We start from the raw sequence: 18,124 nt of genomic DNA, 5'->3' as shown, positions 1-18,124 counted from the left end.
CTTTCCGGCAGGGCCTCCAACGGGAGGTGCAGCCGGATGGGGTGGCTTTCCCTTGTTTTTTGCTGCACTGCGGTGGAACCCTTTCCGTTCTTATCCCCTCTTTCCGTATCGGACCACGCAGGGGACAACGCCGCGTTTCCGAATGGCTGTTGACCCCCTAACCCTTCAGGATATTCCCTTGCTCCGAACCGTTGCCTTGCTGACGCCCCCGTTTGCTTCCTTGACCTATGCCGTCCCCGATTGGCTTGCCGGGTTTGCATGGTGCCCCGGCTTGAGGGTTGCCGTGCCGCTGGGGAGGGGGATGCTGCGCATTGGGGTCGTCCTCGGCGACGGCTCCCCCTTGCCGGAGGGGGTAACGGCGCGGCCCATGCTTTGGCCTCTGGAAAAGGAACCTTTGCTGCCGCCCGGACATATGGAAATGGTGCGCCAGCTCGCTTTGCGCCAAGCCGTGACGCCGGGACAGATCCTCGCGATGGTGCTCCCTGCCGGGCTTCGGGTGACGCAGATGCGCCTCCGCACGATGGAAGGGCAAGGCAAGGCGCAGATACGGCTGCTGAAGGATTTGCCCAAGCTGCCCGTGGAGGTTCTGTCGGCGCTTGGTGAGGCGTGGATGCGGGGCGGGGCGGAGCTGCTCGGGCCACGGGAAGACGCTGCCGCCAGCGAGCTGTGCGTGCTGCGCTGCGATCCGCCGTGGGCGGTGAGGCCGACCGCGACGCGGCAGATCGAGCTGCTGGAGTTTTTGCTGGAGCATGGCGCCGTTTCCCGGAGGGAAGTATTGCGGCAAATGGGGCAGGGGGTCGCCCCGGCGCTTGAATCCTTGCTCAAGAACGGATTGATTGGCCTGCAATGCCTTGAGGCCGGCTGTGCGGAAGAGGAAACCGGCTGTAATCTGCTGCCCCCCGCATCGGAAGCCCCTTTCACGCTTTCCGAAGCGCAGGAGGCGGCGCTGGCTTCGTTCCGTGCGGATCTCGATGCCGGGAATCCCGCGTCGCACCTGCTGTTCGGCGTGACCGGGAGCGGCAAGACGGCCGTATATATGGAATTGGCCAAGGAATGCCTGCGCCGTGGCCGTTCCATGCTGCTGCTGGCCCCGGAAGTGGCGCTCGCTTTGAAGCTGCGCCGGGATGCCTCGCTCGCGCTGCCGGATGTGCCGCTCTATTTTTTTCATGGCTACCAGTCGGCCGCCCTGCGCGAAAAGACGTTCCGCGAGCTGGCGAAACGCCGCGAACCGTGCCTTGTCGTCGGGACGCGTTCCGCCCTGTTTCTGCCGTTGCCGTCCCTTGGGGCCGTAGTGCTGGACGAGGAGCATGACTCTTCCTTCAAGCAGGATGAAGGGCTTACCTATCAGGCCAAAGAAGTGGCGTGGTTCCGCATCGCACAGGCTAAAGGGCTGTTGGTGCTCGGATCCGCGACCCCGGATCTCAAGACGTTTTACGCGGTACGCGAGGCGAAAATCCCGATGTCCATGCTTCCGGCACGGGTGGGCGGCGGCACGCTGCCTGCGATCAGGCTGGTGGACATCCGATCCGTGGACTGCGCCGACTCCATTCTGGCCCCGGAGACGCTCTCCGCGCTCAAGAAGACGGTGGAGCAGGGGGATCAGGCGGTGATCCTTCTGAACCGGCGCGGTTATGCCCCGTTGATGTACTGCATCGACTGCGGGAAGGTGGCCCGGTGCCCGCATTGTGATATTGGCCTGACTTACCACAAGGGGCGCGAACGGCTGGTTTGCCACTACTGCGGGTATTCGGTTCCGTTCCCGTCGCCCTGCCCAAGCTGCAAGGGGCTGCATTTCCACCCTATGGGGCAGGGAACCGAGCGGGTCGAAGAGTATATCGGGACGCTCCTGCCTCCGGGAGGCCGGGTTCTGCGCCTGGATCGGGACAGCACCCGCCGTCCGGGGCGCATGGAGGAGATCCTTGAGTCTTTCGCCCGGCAGGAGGCGCAGGTTCTTGTCGGCACCCAGATGCTTTCAAAGGGGCACCATTTTCCGCATGTGACGCTGGCTGTGGTGGCTGACGGGGATATCGGCCTCAATTTGCCTGACTACCGGGCGGCGGAACGGACGTTTCAATTGCTGGTGCAGTCATCGGGCCGGGCCGGGCGCGGCGGGAAGCCGGGGCAGGTCATTATCCAGACCCGTGACGTGAACCACTACTGCTGGCAGTACGTGAAGAACGGGGATTACGAAGGGTTTTACGAACACGAGATCGCCCTGCGCAGGCGGCGGCGCTATCCCCCCTTCATCAATTTGGCCCTGCTGCGGATTTCCTACCCTATGGACTGGGCGGACGGGCCGACGCAGCTCGCTCGGATTACGGCCCTGTTGCGTTCGGAGAGCAAGGGCGTGACCGTCCTTGGCCCCGCGCCCGCGCCTCTGCCGCTCCTGCGGGGCCGCAGGCGGTTTCAATGCCTCCTCAAGGCCGGCGACTGGCAATCGATCCGGGCCCTCTATGGCGTGCTTCTGCCCCTTGCCTCGCCCCCGAACTTACGCATTTCGCTGGATATCGATCCGGTGAATATGCTGTAGTGTGAATCGGGGGAAGGGAGAAGGGGACTTTCTGGAGAAAGCCCCCTTCTCCCTTCCCCCGTGCCCCCATCCCTCATCCCCAAAGACTTTCGGCTGGTGGGGAGGCGGCACGGCGGCTTTCCTGTTTGGAGGCGGGCGGAACAGCTTATGGGAAATTTTTTGGCTGTGTTATAGAAAATGGTTGATGCTTTTTTCCTTGAAGTTCCAAAGGGATAACCGGAAAAAGGCCTTAGCCGTGGATCCCGCCAAGGGGAAAACGGATAAAAAGGCTGTATTTTCACCGCACTGTGGAGATGAAACAACCACAAACTTATAACAGAGCCAATTTATTAGGGGGGGGACTGTCATGGAATCGGTTCATTCCGTTTGATAATGGAGTGAAAATACAATGTATTTATGGATTTTGGCAATCTTCATAGCCGGAACATCCCATCGGTTCCTTATGTGGAGTTTCAAAAGGCCCTGTCAGGGTATATGGTTGCTTCATCTCACAATATATTGAAAATGCGTCCTTTTTCTCCAGTTTTCCCCTTTTCTCTAGTTTTCCCCTTGGCGGAAAAGGCATTTGGTTGTTCCTTTGGAGCTTCAAGAAAAAACATCGGCCGTTTTCTCTAGCACAGCCTTTCAAAAAGGCTCTGTCATGGCATTGGAATTCCAAGTCGAGAATAGTTTGATTTATGGTATTTTTTTGAAGGCATTTTCCGGCGGGCCTGCGACGGAAAGCGCTTTCCCCTGCATCTGGCTTGAATGGCATGAAATGAAATATCAACCTGTTGCTGTGGCAGGCCCCTGAGAAAGAAACCGCCGATCGTTTTCCGCGGCAGGGCCGTTTGCTTCTTTTGCCCGACTGCGCTTTTTCCAACACGCCTCTTCGCTTGACGAAATTCTTTGCGTCGTATAGGGCAAAGCGATTTTGGAGGTACGCTATGTGGGGTTCGTTTTCCCGTGCCCGGAAGGTTCAGACGACGGTGCGCTGCAAACATTGCGGGACGCCGCTGTTCATCGAACGGTCTTGCCATGAGGTGCATATGTTTTGTCCCAAATGCGGAAAGGCTTTTCCGCTTTCCGAGTATATCGCCCTTGCCGACGAGGCGATGGAGGAATTCCTCAATTCCGTCTATTGCGACAGGATGTAACCGCCTCGGCGCAGGGCCGAAAAAACATGGTTCCCTCCGCTCCATACCTCTGGTGATTTGGAGGTTTTTGGGTTACAAGGTGGAGATACTATGAAAGAATATCGTGATCATTACTTCCTCAAGGCCAAACGGGAAAACTATCCTGCCCGCTCCGTCTATAAGCTCAAGGAAATAGACGGGCGCTTCAAGATTTTCAAAAAGGGCATGAAAGTGCTGGATCTGGGGGCGGCTCCCGGTTCGTGGTCGCTCGGCGCGGCGGAGCGCGTGGGCGCTCAGGGCAAGGTGCTGGCCTGCGATATCCAGAGCACGGCCACCGTTTTCCCTCCCAATGTGGAATTTCATCAGGAAGACGTGTTTCAGCGTTCCGAGGCTTTTGAGCGGCAGCTCGCTGAAACGGGGCCTTTCCATGTCGTCATGAGCGATATGGCCCCGCAGACGACCGGAACGAAATTTACCGATCAGGCCCGCTCCCTTGAGCTTTGTCTGGAAGCGCTTGCCGTCGCCGAAACGTATTTGGTGAAGGGCGGCAGTTTTGTGGTCAAGATTTTCATGGGGCCGGACGTCGGGGAACTGCTCAAGGGAATGCGTCCCCGTTTTGCCCGTGTGACCTCATTCAAGCCTCAAAGTTCCCGCATGGAAAGCAAAGAGACGTTTTTCGTCGGGCTGGGCTTCAAGGGGCGCGAGGCGGAAAGCGTCCGGGATTGACTGTTTGCGCGGCCCCGGCTATGACCCTTTTCCTTGTTTGAAGGTATGAGGGAGGCCGGCCCCCGCAGAGGCTTCAGCCGGGGAACGTTGCTCCGGCCTTGTTTTGAAACATTCAGGAGGATTCAATGTCTGGACACAGCAAATGGGCCAACATCCAGCACCGTAAAGGTCGCCAGGATGCCAAACGAGGTAAGGAATTTACCAAGGCAGCCAAGGAAATCATCATCGCAGCCAAGAACGGCGGCGATCCTGCCGGTAATTCCCGCCTGCGTGCGGCCATTGCCGCTGCCAAGGCGATCAACCTCCCCAAGGATAAAATCGAAGCCGCCATCCGCAAGGGTACTGGTCAGGATGCCGGCGGCGATCTCACGGAAATCAACTACGAAGGTTACGGTCCGGGCGGCGTCGCCGTCATCGTGGAAACCGCGACCGACAACCGCAACCGTACCGTGGCCGAAATCCGCCATCTGATGAGCAAGGGCGGCGGGTCTATGGGCGAAAACGGCTGTGTGAGCTGGAAGTTTGAACGTAAGGGCGTCATCCAGTTCTCCAAGGAAAAATATACCGAAGACCAGTTGATGGAAGCCGCGCTCGAAGCGGGTGCCGATGATCTGCGTGATGAAGGCGACGTGTGGGAAATCCAGACCGCTATGGCCGATTTCAATGCCGTCCGCGAAGCCTTTGAAGGTGCCGGGCTGGAAATGATTTCCGCCGAGCTCAATCAGGTTCCCCAGAGCACGATGGAAGTCGATCTCGAAACCGCCCGCAAGCTCCTGCGCTTCATCGAACTGCTTGAAGACAACGACGATGTCCAGAACGTCTATTCCGATGCGGACATCTCCGACGAAATCATGGCCCAGTTGTAAGGCTGTTTAGGCCGTGCTGTTTTGAAAGTAGAGGGGAGGGAAAGCGTTTTCCTTTGGAAATGTTTTCCCTCCCTTTCCAAAATCTGTCATTGTGGCAAAACAGCGCCCTGTTGCTCCTTTCAAGATGGAAGCGCCCCGGCGTTTTCCGGTGGGGGCGCCCCGCTTCCTGCCGTGTCTCCATTCGGGGCGCGGAAATCTCTTCCCTCTTTTTTTCATGTCGCAATCCATCACCATCATCGGCATCGACCCCGGCTCCCGGAATACGGGGTGGGGAGTGGTGCGCGAAGTGTCCGGCGTGCTCCAGCTTGTGGATTGCGGGGTTATCCGCCCTCCGCTCAACGGCGAGTTCGCTTCCCGGCTTGGGGTCATCTTCAAGGAAATGCATCGGGTGCTCGGCCGCCTGAAGCCGGATGAGGCGTCTGTGGAACAGGTTTTTACCGCCAAGAATGCGGCGACCGCGCTCAAGCTCGGCCAAGCCCGCGGCGCGGCCATTGCGGCCTGTGCGGCCTACGATTTGCCTGTGCGGGACTACGAACCCACGGTGATCAAGAAATCGCTGGTGGGCGTCGGCAGGGCCGACAAGGAGCAGGTCAGCTTTATGGTCGGGCGCGTACTCGGCGTGAAGCCCGATTGGGCCGTGGACACGGGCGACGCGCTGGCCGCCGCGATTTGCCATTTGACCCACCGCCGTTTCGAGCGGCTTGCCCGCCTTTCCGCCCGCTGATGCCTCTTGCCTTTCATGGCCTGCCAACGGTATTAGAAGACTGTAGTTCTACTTGAAACCGTCCCGCAAATATGTTCCCTTTGAGGAATCACGCGGCAGCTATGCGGCGAAAAGGAGGTTTCTTATGATAGCTCGATTCACCAAGGTTGTCTTTGCGGCGGCGCTCGTTTGCGCATTGTGCCTGCCTGCGGCTGCGGCGCAGTCTACCGCGGATTTGACCGGCAAGCACTGGCTGCAGTCTTCCCAAAACGAAAAGCTGGCCTTTTTGTATGGTGCATCCAACATCATCGCCATCGAACAGTTGATCGCCCAGAAACAGGGGACGAAGGCCTCTCCGTTCGTTACGGCATGGATAACAGCTTTCGGCGACACCAACTGGACGGATATCCAGAAAAAGGTGGACGCGTGGTATGCCGCGCATCCGGATCAGGCGAACCGCGAAGTCTTTGACGTGCTTTGGTACGAATTCATGGTTCCCGCCGGCAAGTAGCCCGGCGGCATATCTTGATAATCCCACCCCGGAAGGGGTGACAGGAGAAGTGCAATGAAACGTCTTTCCGCCATACTTTTGGTTGGCACTTTGGTTTTTGGGGCCGTTGGCTGCACGAACATGAACAAGACCCAGCAGGGCCTCTTGAGCGGCGCTGCCGGGGGTGCGATCCTCGGTGCGGGCCTTGGCGCCCTCACCGGCGGAAGCGGGACGACCGGCGCCCTCATCGGCGGCGGCCTCGGCGCCCTTGCCGGCGGCATTTACGGGCACAGCAAATAGGTAGGGGAGAATGCGGGGGGAAGGGAAACTTTCTGGAGAAAGTTTCCCTTCCCCCCGCGCCCCCCATCCCTTCAAAGACTTTCGACTGGTGGGGAGGCGGCGCGACGGCTTTCCCGTGTGGGCATAAGGGAAATTGATGCTGTCGCCAAGCACAGCACTTGCCGATGGGCTTTCCCGTGTGGGAATAGGGGAAATCAAGAGCGCCTATGGTGCCTCGTATGGCTTGGGTTTTCCTGTGCGGGAACGGGAGACGTGCCTTCGGTATCGGTCTATTTTATTATAAAAAAAACAATGAGCTGGAATGGAGAACCATTTCAGCTCATTGTTTTCTAAAAGGCTCTGTCATAGTACATGGTTGTTTTATTTCAGCAATATACTGAAAATATATGCTTTTTCTCCAATTTTTCCGCTGGTGGGCTCTGTGATTGGGGGATTTTATTGGTTATTTCTTTGAAATTTCAAGGAAATAAAGCATCAACTGTTTTCTATGACACCGCCTTCTAAAAACTCGTTTTATTAAAGGTCAAGAATATAGGGAGGGTCTCAATGCGGCCCGTCCCGTCACCCAACGCACATCTGAAGCCCGCTTGTAAAAGTCTTGGGAGGTGGAGGGAAGGGGGTTCGGGGGAAGGGAGGAGGAAGCCTTTCTCCAGAAAGGTTCCTCCTCCCTTCCCCCGATTTTTCACACATTAAACAGGAAGTGCATCACGTCGCCGTCTTTGACGACGTATTCCTTGCCTTCGGTGCGGAGGACTCCGGCGGTGCGGCAGGCGGCTTCCGTCTTGTACTTGACGTAATCGTCGAAGCTGATGACCTCGGCACGGATGAAGCCGCGCTCAAAGTCCGTATGGATGACGCCCGCGGCCTGCGGAGCCTTCCAGCCGTCGTGAATGGTCCACGCGCGCACTTCCTTTTCCCCGGCGGTGAAGTAGCTGGCAAGGCCGAGCGCCTTGTACCCGGAGTGGATGACGCGCAGAAGGCCGCTTTCCTCAATGCCGTACGCACCGAGCATTTCACGCTGCTCTTCGTCGGAAAGCCCCTGCAATTCTTCTTCGATGCGGGCGCAGATCTTGACGACTTCGATGTTGCGCGTGGCGGCGAATTCGCGGAGGCGCGTCACATGGGCGTTGTCCTCGGCAAGGCTGTCCTCATCCACGTTGGCGCAGTAGATGATCTTTTTGGCGGTCAAAAGGCCGAGTTCATGCCACGCGGCGGCAAAGGCGGGGCAGTCCTTGGCCTCAAACGTGGAGGCGGGGCTGCCGTTGTTGAGGTGCTCCAGAAGGCGGCCCATTTCGTCGGCGGCTACGCGGGCATCCTTGTCGCCCTTGGACATCTTGACCATGCGTTCGTGGCGCTTGGACGCGCTTTGGATGTCGGCGAGCAGGAGTTCCGTTTCGATGGTTTCGATGTCGCGCAGCGGATCGACCGAACCGTCCACATGGGTAATGTCGTCATCCTCAAAACAGCGCACAACTTCAAGGATGGCGGCGCATTCGCGGATGTTGCCGAGGAACTGGTTGCCGAGCCCCTCGCCTTTGCTGGCCCCGCGCACGAGCCCGGCGATGTCGATGAAGTCCACGGTGGCGTTAATCGTTTTTTGCGGGTGCACCAAATCGACGAGCGCGTCGATGCGGCGGTCGGGGACGGGAACCGTGGCCTTGTTGGGCTCGATGGTGCAGAAGGGATAGTTTGCGGCCTGTGCGTTCTGTGCCTTGGTCAGCGCGTTGAAAAGGGTGGACTTGCCCACGTTGGGAAGGCCGACGATGCCGATGCTCAATGCCATGAGTAGCGTCTCCGGGCGGTTGTTTTTTGTTGCTCAGGATTCCCGGCCTGTTGCCGGAACGGGCTCCCTCCGCGCCGCCTCCCCATCAGCCGAAAGTCTTGGGAGGTGGAGGGAAGGGGGGGGCGGGGGAAGGGAGGAGGAAGCCTTTCTCCAGAAAGGTTCCTCCTCCCTTCCCCCGATTCCATAATCACTTACTTCTTAATCCACGTCTTTTCCTCGCCCTTGGCGAGACGGCGGATGTTTTCTCGGTGGCTCCAGAAGACCAGCGCGAGGATGATCAGCGAGAGCGGCAGGAGGCTGAATTTGCCGGAAAGGGCCAGCAGGATGGGCATGGCCGTTACGAGGGCCAGCGAGCCGAGCGAAACGAAGCCGGAACGCCAGATCAGGAACAGGCAAATGCAGACGGCGATGAGGAGCTGCCAGAACGCCAGCGGGATAAGCACGCCGATGGAGGTCGCCACCGCCTTGCCGCCCTTGAAGCCGAGGAAGCAGGAGTAGAGATGCCCAAGGATCGCCGCCAGCGCCGTGAGCGTCCAGACGAGCTCCGACGTCGAATACTGCATGGCGACGAAGACCGGGATGGCGCCTTTCAGGAGGTCACAGGCAAGCGTGGCCGCCCCCCATGCCTTTCCGCAGAGGCGCGCTACGTTGGTCGCCCCCACGTTGCCGCTCCCGGCCGTGCGGGGGTCGATGCGGCAGAAGGTTTTGGCGAAGACCAGGCCGAACGGGACGGAACCGATGCAGTAGGTAAGGCATATCCACAGGATGTCGAACATGGCGTTTCCTTAGATTTCTCTGGTTTCCAGAAGCTGGAAGTCGTTTTGCAGAGGATGCACCTTGCCGAGGCGGATTTCAAGCTCCTGCCCCGGATGCGCGCGCTCGCCGAAGAACTGGCGGCGTGCCCGGACGATCATCTGTTCCTTGGGCATGTTGACGGTGACGAAGGCGTCGTTTTCATCAGTGATGACGGCGGGCCACCAGCGGTCGCCCTGCTGCTTGAAATAGAGCAGCTTCCAGTAGCGGGGCCGGAAACGCTGCACCTGCCCGGCGGCGTCGAGATGCGCATTGAGCAGGGGAAGCAGGGCATCGAGCTCTTCCTTGCTCCAGCGCGGCTTGCCGTCCCGGAGCTGGGAAATGATCTGCGTTTCGTTGATCATGTCAGGATAGCGGCGCAGCGGGGACGTGGACGGCGCATACATCGCTTCCCCAAGCCCTGCATGGGGGCGTGGATTGGTTTCCAGCACGGCGGGCGCCAGCGCCTTGACCACACGGGCGATTTCAAGGGGCGTCTGCCAGATGCCTGAAAATTCCTTGGGGATGGCGACGTCCTGCGTCCGGTGGAGCAGGGCGACGCCGTGTTCCTTGGCCCATGCCGCCAGCGCCGCGTTGGCCAGAACCATCAGTTCGGAAACGAGCAGGTGGGCTTTGGGCGCGGGCGGATCTTCATCCAGCGAAACGGTGACGTTTTCGCCGTCCCCTTCAAGGCTGATCACGATGTCCGGGCGCTCGATGATGACGGCGCCCTTTTCGATGCGGCGTTCCTGATGGGCCCGCGCAAGTTCGAGGGCCTGCCGGAGCTGCCCCAGATAGGGGGACGCCGGGGACTCCCCGCCGTCCAGCGCGGTTTCGCAATCCTCATAGCATAGGTTCGCCGCAAGCCGGGCATAGCCGACGCGCGGCTCGCACGCGGTCACGAGCCCGTCGGCCCCCACGGTGCATTCGATGAGCAGGGAAGGCCGCGTCTTTTGGGCGAGCAGGCTGTAGGCCCCGGTGCCGAGGGCTTCCGGCAGCATGTGGTGGGTGGCTTCCGGCAGATAGATGCTGGTGGCGCGGCTGAAGACGGCCTTGTCCAGCTTCCCCCCGAAGGGCCAGCGGAAGGCGGGGCAGGCCAGCGCCAACGTCAGGTTCCAGCCGCCGCCGGGACGGGCTTCGATGAAGAAGGCGTCGTCCACGTCGCGGGTGGTCGGGGCGTCGATGCTGATGATGGGACTGTCCGGGAAGGTCGGCTCTTGCCGTTCGTCCTCCTCCGCTTTCGCAAGCAGCGCATCCAGCTCGTCCCGGTGCCCTTCGCTCCAGCCGTTGCCGGGGGCGTATCCGGCCCTGTCCAGCCAATAGTTGTGGTGCGGTTCCACGAGCCCCCATGCCTGCGCGAGGTGGAGCGGCATGAAGGGATCGTCGGGCAGCCCCTTGACCATGAGCCTCCAGAGCCCGTCATCCTCCGAGGTATCGGGATCGGCGATGCGGTTCATGATGGTGCGGCGCAGCCGTTCGCGGACATCGGGCTCCAGCGATTCGGCGGCCCGTTCTGGGGACTGCGTGCTTTTTTTCTGGTGGATTTCCCACAGCAGGCGGATGAAGGCGCTGCCCTTGTTGACGAGCTCTTCACGCTTGCGGGCGGCTTCCTGTTCGGCCATGCGGACGGCGACGACGCTTTCGGGGTAAACTTCAAAATTCGGCGGGTTGAACTTGAAATGGCTCTTGGCCTGCATGAGCGCGTGCCCGCAGGCCGCCACAGCGTCCATGTCCGGATCGCTCATGGCGAGTTCCGCGAACCATTGGGCCGGAGCCTGTTCCACTTCGCCCTGCGCCAGTTCCCAGAGTTCCAGCGGATCGACGTTGGCGACCTCCCGGCGGCTCTTGTGGCGTTCGAGGATTTCCAGCGCCGCGTCGCGGGAGCAGTTCTTTTCGTAGGCCGGGCCGGGCCACGGCAGGATGCGCGCGGCTTGCAGGGCCGTTTCCCGGCGGTTCGGAAGCAGTAGGCGGAGCCTGCCGTTCTGTTCCTCCAGCACCCATGCGATCTGGGGCGCGTTGCCCTGCATGAATTCAACCACACACCCCGCGCCGGGGTAACGAACCAAGCCTTGAACCATCTTGAATCCTTCTGTTGCCGGGGGAGGGAGGAACCTTTTCGGGGAAAGGCTCCCTCCCCCGAAAACCTTCCTGTCTCCCTCCCAAAAATTGTTTTGGTGCAGGGGAAAGGCGGCCTTTTTATCCTATGAGAAGATTCCGCACACGCAAGGGCCCCGGCCTGTACGGGCAGGCGGCGATGGCGGCGTCACGGGATATTCCGCACACGCAAGAACCCCGGCGTCATACATCCTCATTACCGAATGTCCCGCGGGATATTCCGCCACACGCAAGGGCCCCGGAAAGGCCGTAGCCTGAACATCCGCGCCCTCTTTGCCTTTATGGAATCCCTGAGAGGGGAAGGGGGCTCCTTCATTTTGAAAGGGCCCCTTCCCATCTTCTTAGTGCTTGAACGAACGTTGCCCGGTGAAGACCATCGCCACCTGAGGGGAGGCTTCGTTGACGGCCCCGATGACCTCGTAGTCGCGGAGGGAGCCGCCGGGCTGCGCGATGGCGGTCACGCCCTGCGCGATGCACACGTCCACGCCGTCGCGGAAGGGGAAGAAGCCGTCGGAGACGAGCACCGTACCGGCGAGGCCGCCCTTGGCCTTTTGGGTGTCCGCTTCGATGGCGGCGAGCTGCCCGGCGGCTTCGGCGTCTTCCTTCGCCTTGAGCTTGAGCTCATAGAGCGTCATGCCGTGGCGGGTAAAGGCCAGCGTGTCCGCGTACTTGGTGTACGCCTTGAAGATGGCCAGCTCCACGCAGCCCACGCGATCCTGCTCGCCGGTGCCGATGGCGACCGTGGCGCCGTTGCGGGCGAAGATGACCGAGTTGGAGGTCACGCCCGCTTCCACGGCCCACGCGAAGACGAGGTCGTCGGCTTCCTGCGGGGTGGGCTTGCGGGCGGAGACGGTCAGGCCGTCCTTGGTGGTGGCGACCGCCGGGATGAAGTCCTCGGCGGAACGGATGCGGTTCACGAAGGACTGCTGGAGGATGATGCCGCCGTCGGCCATGCTTTTGACGTCAAGGAAAGGGACGCCCGCGAGTTCGCCGAGGCGGGCGAGGGCAGGCAGCTTGAAAATACGGAGGTTTTTGCGGGAGGCGAGCTTTTCGAGAACGCCTTCCTCAAAGTCGGGGGCGGCGACCACTTCAAAATAATTGGCGGCGATGAGGTCGGCGGCCTGCATGTCCAGCGGGCGGTTGACGACCACGGCCCCGCCGAAGGCGGCGATGCGGTCGCACCAGAAGGCCTTGGTCAGGGCGTCGCCCACGCTTTCCTTCGACCACGCCGCGCCGCAGGGGTTGTTGTGCTTGAGGATGACGGCGGCGGGGCGTTCCGCGAGGTACTGGAGGATGTTGCAGCCGTTGTCCACGTCGGTGAGGTTGGTCTTGCCGGGGTGCTTCCCGGCCTGCAGCATCTGCGCTTCGGTGAGGGCGGACATGATGCCCTGCGGCCCGCGCCATTCGACGCCGTCGATGGCGAGTTTGCCGGATTCCATTTCATACAGGGCGGCGGGCTGATCGGGGTTTTCGCCGTAACGCAGCCCCTTGGTTTCGCCGTCGATGTGCCATGTGCGTTTCTTGTAGGTGAGCACGGCGTCGCCGAGCGTGATGGTCATGGTGTCCGGGAAGGTGTCCTTCAATACGGTCCGATACATATCTTTGAGGCTGGACATGGCGTCTCCTGAGGTTGGTCGGGTAAAAGCGGATCGGTATCCCCTATCATAACCCGCGCTGGCGGGCAAATTCCATTTGAACCCCTCGGCGGATTGGCGTAGCATGTCGCGGGTGTGCGGCAAGGGAAGAGGCGCGGGGATGTTCCGCCGCCCTGCCCGGAAGGCCGCCGAGGCGCTCATGCCGCCCCCTGCATCCCGTTCGAGGAGGAAGCCCCCCTTATGGAACAGCTTTTGATCAAAATGGCCCGCCAGCTCGATGCGCTGGACGAGGCTTCCCTTTTGGCGCTCTGGGACAAGTACGCCGCCGCCGTTTCCCACTTCGAGCCTACGAAGCGCTGGGAAGAAGCGGCGTTGGTTCTTTCGTTCATTCAGGCCAAGAGGTGGAAAAACCAGCTTTTCAATTACAGTTGGTCGGCGCAGGTGCATCCCGGCGCGGCCTCGCAGCCCGTGGCGGATCCGGGCTTTTTCCCTGCCCCCCCGAAGGAAGCCCCCGTTCCCGCAAAGCCCAGGCGCAAGGCCACGGTCATCCCGTTCCGCCCGCACCGCAGCCCGGAGCCGGATGCCTCCAAAGAGCCCGGCGGAAAAGGCTGAGGACGCAGGAAAACCGTTTTTTCGGCCCGATTCACGTTGACGATCCCGCTGAACCTTTGTAGACTCCAAGCTGGATCTTCATGGACTGTTGCGGGTTTCCCCCCAGCGATCCTGACGGATCGGAAACGCGAAGCATAGTGAATACAGGTATCAAGGAGTAACCCATGTCCAATGTGGTGATCGTCGGCGTCCAGTGGGGCGACGAGGGAAAGGGCAAGTTCGTCGATCTTCTGGCTCAGGAAATCGACTACGTGGTCCGCTTTCAAGGCGGAAACAACGCGGGGCATACCGTCATTGTGGACGGCAAGAAAGCCGCGCTCCATCTTGTTCCCTCGGGCATTCTGCACGAAGGCAAGATCTGCCTGATCGGAAACGGCGTCGTCCTTGATCCCGTCGTGTTCGTGGAAGAACTCGATACCCTCATCGGGCAGGGCGTGGACGTTTCCCCGAAACGCCTCAAGATCAGTTCAAAGACCCACCTCATCATGCCGTACCACAAGCTGCTGGACAAGGCCCGCGAGAACAAGCTCGAAAAGGGCCAGAAGATCGGGACTACCGGCCGCGGCATCGGCCCCTGCTATGAGGACAAGGTGGCCCGCGTGGGGGTGCGCGCCTCGGATCTGGCCGATCCCGGCCTGCTCAAAGCGAAGATCGCCGCCGCCCTCAAGGAAAAGAACGTCCTGTTCACGGCGCTGTACGGCGTTGAAGCCTTGTCTGTTGACGCCGTGTTCGATGAAGTGATGGCCGTCGCGCCGCGCATCATCCCGCATCTGACGGACGTGTCCTCCGAGCTTGAACAGGCATGGGGCGAAGGCAAGAGCGTGCTCTTCGAGGGCGCGCAGGGCATCCATCTGGACATCGATCACGGGACGTATCCCTTCGTCACCTCGTCCAATACCGTATCCGGCAACGCCGCCGCCGGTTCCGGCGTGGGCCCGGACAAGCTCGACCGCATCATCGGCATTCTCAAAGCCTACACCACTCGCGTGGGCGAGGGGCCGTTCCCGACGGAACTCCATGATGCCACCGGCGAGCTGCTCCGCACCAACGGGGGCGAATTCGGCGTGACCACCGGCCGCCCGCGCCGCTGCGGTTGGCAGGACATTCCGGTGCTGCGCGAGAGCGCCCGTCTGAACGGCCTCACCGACATCGCACTGACCAAGCTGGACGTGCTGTCCGGGTTCGATACAATCCAGATCTGCGTGGCCTATGACTACAAGGGCAAGCGCATGGACTATCCTCCGCAGGAGCAGGGCGCGCTTGATCTCGTGACCCCGGTTTACGAATCCATGCCCGGCTGGAAGGAAGACATCACCGCGTGCAAGACGTGGGACGAGCTCCCCGAAGCCGCCCGCGCCTATGTGCAGCGCCTTGAGCAGCTTTCCGGCGTGCCGGTCAGCATGGTATCCGTCGGCCCCGACCGCAATCAGACTATTTTCAGATAGAAGGGAAAAAGCACGGGGGAGGAGCCTTTCTGAAGAAAGGTTTCTTCCCCGGCCCCCTCTTCCAAAGGCTTTCGACCAGTGGGGAGGGAGCCTTTTTCTGATGCTTTTTGAAAGCGTTCAGTTGTTGTTTTGATGTGTCATGGCGCCATTTCCATTGAAAATGCGGATGGCTCCAGCGGGGAGGTTGCTCGACGGCAACCTCCTTTTTCTTTATAGAAAACGTACCTCATGTATTTGACTCTTCCGTGAAAGTCTTGGGAGATGGGGAGGGGAAAACGGTTCCCGCTTTTTTGGGGGGGGACGTTTCCTTGCGCTCATTTTTCAAAGGCTGTGCCATAGAAAATGGTTGATGCTTTATTTCTCAAAATTCCAAGGGAATAACCGATAAACTGCTCCAACCGTAGAGCCCGTCAACGGAAAAATGAGAGAAAAGCTCCTCTTTTCACCATATTGTGGAGATGAAACAACCACATTCCATGACAGAGCTTTTTCAAAAAGGATTTCTTTATGACGATAGCCGTAGCCGTAAGCGGCGGGGCGGACAGCCTGTATGCGATGGCGTCCCTGCAGCGCGAATATCCGGGACAGGTGATTGCCTTCCATGCCCTCCAGAAAGACACCCCGCCGGAGGATGATCCCGTTCCGGGGCTTGAGGCTTCGTGCCGAGCCTTGGGTGTGCCTTTGCATATCCTTGATTTGCAGGAGGCGTTTTTCCGGCAGATCGTCCGGCCTTTCGCGGAGGGGTACGCCCACGGGGAAACGCCCAACCCGTGCGTCCGGTGCAACGCGCTGGTGAAGTTCGGGTTGTGGATGGATGAAGCCCGCAAGCTCGGCGCGGACAGGTTGGCGACCGGGCACTATGTTTCCCTTGCCGAGCATCCCCGTTATGGCATGGCGCTGCGTCAGGGGGCGGACGAGGCCAAGGATCAAAGCTATTTTCTTGCCCTGACGCCCATGAGCCGCCTGAAAAAGGCGGTGTTTCCCCTTGCCCGCATCCGTAAGAGCGAGGTTCGTGCCGCGCTTGCGGAATGGGGGCTTTCGGTTCCGCTTCCCCGCGAGAGCCAGGAAATCTGTTTCGTGCCCGGCGACGATTACCGCGCCTTTCTCAAGGGGATCGGCGTGCGCCTTCCCGCCGGGGGGCCGATGGTTCTGCTCGACGGGCACGTCGTGGGCAGGCACGGCGGCCTCTGGCAGTATACCGAGGGGCAGCGCCGCGGGCTTGGCGTATCGTGGACGGAACCGCTGTACGTCATCGGCAAGGATCGTTCCCGCAACGCGCTGCTGCTTGGGACGGCCGGCGAGCTTCCCGTCAACGCGTGCGCGGCCGGCGAATTGAATTTCCTTGTCCCCCCGGAGCTCTGGCCTCACGAACTGCGGGTACGCACCCGGTACCGCCAAAAGGCGGTTCCGGCGGACGTCCGGCTTGTTGGCGGCGGCGAGAGCGGCATGGACGCCACGGCCCGGATGCTTATCCGGTTCCATCAGCCGCAGCTCCCCTCCGCCCCCGGTCAGCTTGCCGCCGTTTTCGACGAACACGGGCATGTGCTCGCCGGGGGGATCATCTGCAAGGAACGGTAGGGCTGTTGAAGAAGGCCCTGTCACGGGATGGATGTGGCTGTTTCCTCTCTACGGAGTAGAGTAACATACAGCTTTTTCTCCTGTGTTCCGTTGGCGGGTTCCATAGCTGAAGCGTATTTTGGGCATCTCTTGAGGCTTTTTTGGGGGTAACCTCAAGAAATAGGCTCTGTCATAGTACATGGTTGTTTTTTTGTTTCAGCAATATACTGAAAATATATGCTTTTTTCTTGGATTTCCGCTGGTGGGCTTTGCGGTTGGGGGATTTTCTTGTTTATTTCTTTGGAATTTCAAGGAAATAAAGCATCAACCGTTTTCTATGACACAGCCAAGAAATAAAGTGTCGGCCTTTTCCTTTGGCCCGGCCTTGAAGGAATCAAGGATGGGGAAGGGGAGGAAGCCCTGGGGGGCTTTTCCCTCCCATGCCCCTTTTCCGCCTTCCAATGTTTTCGGTCGGCGCGGGGTGAAGCGGCAGCCGCGCTGTAAGCCCGTTGCCGCAGTTCAGCCCTTATCGGCTTCAAGCGGGGGAGCTTCGCTTGTTGCGGCATACAGGCGCATGGGAACCCGGTCATCGCCGATGGCCATTGTCAGAAATTCCCACCCGCATTTTTCATAAAACGCCGTGTGCTCCGTCACCAGATACAGCTTGAAAATCCCTCTTTTTTTGAGATCGCTGCGGACAAAGCCCAGAATGGCTTTCGCGATGCCCCTGCCGCGATAGGCTTCTTCGACAAAAAGGGCGCACAGGTTTGGCGTCAAGTCTTTCCGGTCATGGAAGTCGTTCTCTATGACGCCCGCCCCGGCGATGATGTCCCCTTCTTCATTCAGGATGATATACCATTGCGGTATTTCCGTTTTGCGGCTGATGCAGCCTGACATGCTCTCATGATAGGCTGGGGTGGGGATTCCCCATTTGTCGCTGAACCAGCAGGCGGCTTTCTCCAAAAGGGAAGGCTGCTCCCTCAGGCAAACGACTTGTCCGTATTCCATAGCGGTATTCTCCGTCATATGCGTCAATCTTTCAGGAAACTTTCCCCTATCCTGTGCAGGGTTGTCCAGCGTAGAGCCCCGGTACAGGATCAGATGGCTCTTTTTCCATGAGCAATAGCCGGTTGTGCTTGGTAGAGCCCGGTGCGGAGTGAGGGGCAAAGAGATGCCCTGCGGACATCAGCGCCGTCGGGAGGGCCCCGGCGCGGAGTCAGAAGGTTCCTTTTTCATAGGCTTATAGTATCTGGTTGTTTCATCTCCACAGCGCGGTGGAAAATACAGGCCTTTTTCCGGTTTTCCCCTTGGCGGGATCTGCGGCCAAGGCGTTTTTTCCGGTTATCCCTTTGGAACTTCAAGGAAAAAAGCGTCAACCATTTTCTATAACACGGCCTTTCCATGAGCAAGAACTGTTCGCGCTTGGTGGAACCCCAGCGCACAGTGAAGGGCAGTCCCCCCATGCGTTTATGTGCGGGGGCGGTGCATCCCGCCT

At 59.9% G+C, this 18,124-nt stretch carries 16 protein-coding genes; 11 read left to right on the top strand and 5 right to left on the bottom strand.

Annotated elements, in window-relative coordinates; genetic code table 11:
* Positions 1-178: 178 nt before the first annotated feature.
* The 8 genes from priA to AC6I1V_RS06345 all read left to right on the top strand — a co-directional run bounded on the left by priA (position 179) and on the right by AC6I1V_RS06345 (position 6,730).
* Positions 179-2,530: a replication restart helicase PriA gene (gene priA, locus AC6I1V_RS06380; RefSeq protein ID WP_486854609.1), complete on the top strand. Its 2,352-nt coding sequence runs from the start codon at positions 179-181 to the stop codon at positions 2,528-2,530.
* Positions 2,531-3,095: 565 nt separating this feature from the next.
* On the top strand, positions 3,096-3,323 hold the full coding sequence (locus AC6I1V_RS06375) for a hypothetical protein (RefSeq protein WP_486854982.1): 228 nt from the start codon (positions 3,096-3,098) through the stop codon (positions 3,321-3,323).
* 133 nt (positions 3,324-3,456) lie between these two features.
* On the top strand, positions 3,457-3,666 hold the full coding sequence (locus AC6I1V_RS06370; RefSeq protein ID WP_302554748.1) for a dual CXXC motif small (seleno)protein: 210 nt from the start codon (positions 3,457-3,459) through the stop codon (positions 3,664-3,666).
* A 90-nt stretch (positions 3,667-3,756) separates the two neighbouring features.
* A complete protein-coding gene (locus tag AC6I1V_RS06365) occupies positions 3,757-4,371 on the top strand; it encodes an RlmE family RNA methyltransferase (protein ID WP_482330417.1) in 615 nt (204 codons plus the stop codon).
* Positions 4,372-4,496: 125 nt separating this feature from the next.
* Positions 4,497-5,237 carry a YebC/PmpR family DNA-binding transcriptional regulator gene (locus tag AC6I1V_RS06360; RefSeq protein WP_302554746.1) on the top strand — a complete coding sequence of 247 codons (741 nt, stop codon included), beginning with the start codon at positions 4,497-4,499 and terminating at the stop codon, positions 5,235-5,237.
* 214 nt (positions 5,238-5,451) lie between these two features.
* Positions 5,452-5,961, top strand: coding sequence for a crossover junction endodeoxyribonuclease RuvC (gene ruvC / locus AC6I1V_RS06355; protein WP_302554745.1), 510 nt, complete (start codon positions 5,452-5,454; stop codon positions 5,959-5,961).
* Between the two features lie 124 nt (positions 5,962-6,085).
* On the top strand, positions 6,086-6,451 hold the full coding sequence (locus tag AC6I1V_RS06350; RefSeq protein ID WP_479859698.1) for a hypothetical protein: 366 nt from the start codon (positions 6,086-6,088) through the stop codon (positions 6,449-6,451).
* Positions 6,452-6,505: 54 nt separating this feature from the next.
* Positions 6,506-6,730 (top strand): YMGG-like glycine zipper-containing protein, encoded by a 225-nt coding sequence (locus AC6I1V_RS06345; protein WP_302554743.1) that lies wholly within the window; start codon positions 6,506-6,508, stop codon positions 6,728-6,730.
* Between the two features lie 682 nt (positions 6,731-7,412).
* Here the strand turns inward: AC6I1V_RS06345 and ychF are convergent.
* From ychF to AC6I1V_RS06325, 4 genes are all read right to left on the bottom strand, one after another.
* Positions 7,413-8,513 carry a redox-regulated ATPase YchF gene (ychF, locus tag AC6I1V_RS06340; RefSeq protein WP_486853848.1) on the bottom strand — a complete coding sequence of 367 codons (1,101 nt, stop codon included), beginning with the start codon at positions 8,511-8,513 and terminating at the stop codon, positions 7,413-7,415.
* 191 nt (positions 8,514-8,704) lie between these two features.
* Complete coding sequence (gene plsY, locus AC6I1V_RS06335; RefSeq protein WP_479858821.1) at positions 8,705-9,289, bottom strand: glycerol-3-phosphate 1-O-acyltransferase PlsY; 585 nt, start codon at positions 9,287-9,289, stop codon at positions 8,705-8,707.
* Between the two features lie 9 nt (positions 9,290-9,298).
* Complete coding sequence (locus AC6I1V_RS06330) at positions 9,299-11,383, bottom strand: ribonuclease catalytic domain-containing protein (protein ID WP_482333571.1); 2,085 nt, start codon at positions 11,381-11,383, stop codon at positions 9,299-9,301.
* A gap of 378 nt (positions 11,384-11,761) precedes the next feature.
* Positions 11,762-13,036, bottom strand: coding sequence for an IMP cyclohydrolase (locus AC6I1V_RS06325; protein WP_302552744.1), 1,275 nt, complete (start codon positions 13,034-13,036; stop codon positions 11,762-11,764).
* A gap of 219 nt (positions 13,037-13,255) precedes the next feature.
* Between AC6I1V_RS06325 and AC6I1V_RS06320 the strand changes: the two genes are divergently transcribed.
* From AC6I1V_RS06320 to AC6I1V_RS06310, 3 genes are all read left to right on the top strand, one after another.
* The gene (locus AC6I1V_RS06320; RefSeq protein ID WP_308770821.1) at positions 13,256-13,627 is read left to right on the top strand and encodes a hypothetical protein; all 372 of its coding nucleotides are present in this window, start codon (positions 13,256-13,258) and stop codon (positions 13,625-13,627) included.
* 164 nt (positions 13,628-13,791) lie between these two features.
* Positions 13,792-15,072, top strand: a complete 1,281-nt coding sequence (locus AC6I1V_RS06315; RefSeq protein ID WP_308770822.1) for an adenylosuccinate synthase — start codon at positions 13,792-13,794, stop codon at positions 15,070-15,072.
* Between the two features lie 507 nt (positions 15,073-15,579).
* Positions 15,580-16,650, top strand: coding sequence for a tRNA-specific 2-thiouridylase (locus AC6I1V_RS06310; protein WP_302552747.1), 1,071 nt, complete (start codon positions 15,580-15,582; stop codon positions 16,648-16,650).
* 498 nt (positions 16,651-17,148) lie between these two features.
* Here AC6I1V_RS06310 and AC6I1V_RS06305 read toward each other — a convergent pair whose 3' ends face one another.
* Complete coding sequence (locus tag AC6I1V_RS06305) at positions 17,149-17,637, bottom strand: GNAT family N-acetyltransferase (protein WP_486853849.1); 489 nt, start codon at positions 17,635-17,637, stop codon at positions 17,149-17,151.
* Positions 17,638-18,124: the final 487 nt, after the last annotated feature.

It is taken from the genome of Bilophila sp. T19-St14 (assembly GCF_059728385.1).
The sequence above is the reverse complement of the archived record's forward strand: the minus strand, read 5'-3'. Positions and strand labels throughout refer to the sequence as shown.

Excerpts from the sequence above, each read along its gene's own strand:
- AC6I1V_RS06370 (WP_302554748.1), top strand. The coding sequence starts at position 3,457 with ATGTGGGGTTCGTTTTCCCGTGCCCGGAAGGTTCAGACGACGGTGCGC.
- AC6I1V_RS06365 (WP_482330417.1), top strand. The coding sequence starts at position 3,757 with ATGAAAGAATATCGTGATCATTACTTCCTCAAGGCCAAACGGGAAAAC.
- AC6I1V_RS06360 (WP_302554746.1), top strand. The coding sequence starts at position 4,497 with ATGTCTGGACACAGCAAATGGGCCAACATCCAGCACCGTAAAGGTCGC.
- ruvC (WP_302554745.1), top strand. The coding sequence starts at position 5,452 with ATGTCGCAATCCATCACCATCATCGGCATCGACCCCGGCTCCCGGAAT.
- AC6I1V_RS06350 (WP_479859698.1), top strand. The coding sequence starts at position 6,086 with ATGATAGCTCGATTCACCAAGGTTGTCTTTGCGGCGGCGCTCGTTTGC.
- AC6I1V_RS06345 (WP_302554743.1), top strand. The coding sequence starts at position 6,506 with ATGAAACGTCTTTCCGCCATACTTTTGGTTGGCACTTTGGTTTTTGGG.
- ychF (WP_486853848.1), bottom strand. The coding sequence starts at position 8,513 with ATGGCATTGAGCATCGGCATCGTCGGCCTTCCCAACGTGGGCAAGTCC.
- plsY (WP_479858821.1), bottom strand. The coding sequence starts at position 9,289 with ATGTTCGACATCCTGTGGATATGCCTTACCTACTGCATCGGTTCCGTC.
- AC6I1V_RS06330 (WP_482333571.1), bottom strand. The coding sequence starts at position 11,383 with ATGGTTCAAGGCTTGGTTCGTTACCCCGGCGCGGGGTGTGTGGTTGAA.
- AC6I1V_RS06325 (WP_302552744.1), bottom strand. The coding sequence starts at position 13,036 with ATGTCCAGCCTCAAAGATATGTATCGGACCGTATTGAAGGACACCTTC.
- AC6I1V_RS06320 (WP_308770821.1), top strand. The coding sequence starts at position 13,256 with ATGGAACAGCTTTTGATCAAAATGGCCCGCCAGCTCGATGCGCTGGAC.
- AC6I1V_RS06315 (WP_308770822.1), top strand. The coding sequence starts at position 13,792 with ATGTCCAATGTGGTGATCGTCGGCGTCCAGTGGGGCGACGAGGGAAAG.
- AC6I1V_RS06310 (WP_302552747.1), top strand. The coding sequence starts at position 15,580 with ATGACGATAGCCGTAGCCGTAAGCGGCGGGGCGGACAGCCTGTATGCG.
- AC6I1V_RS06305 (WP_486853849.1), bottom strand. The coding sequence starts at position 17,637 with ATGGAATACGGACAAGTCGTTTGCCTGAGGGAGCAGCCTTCCCTTTTG.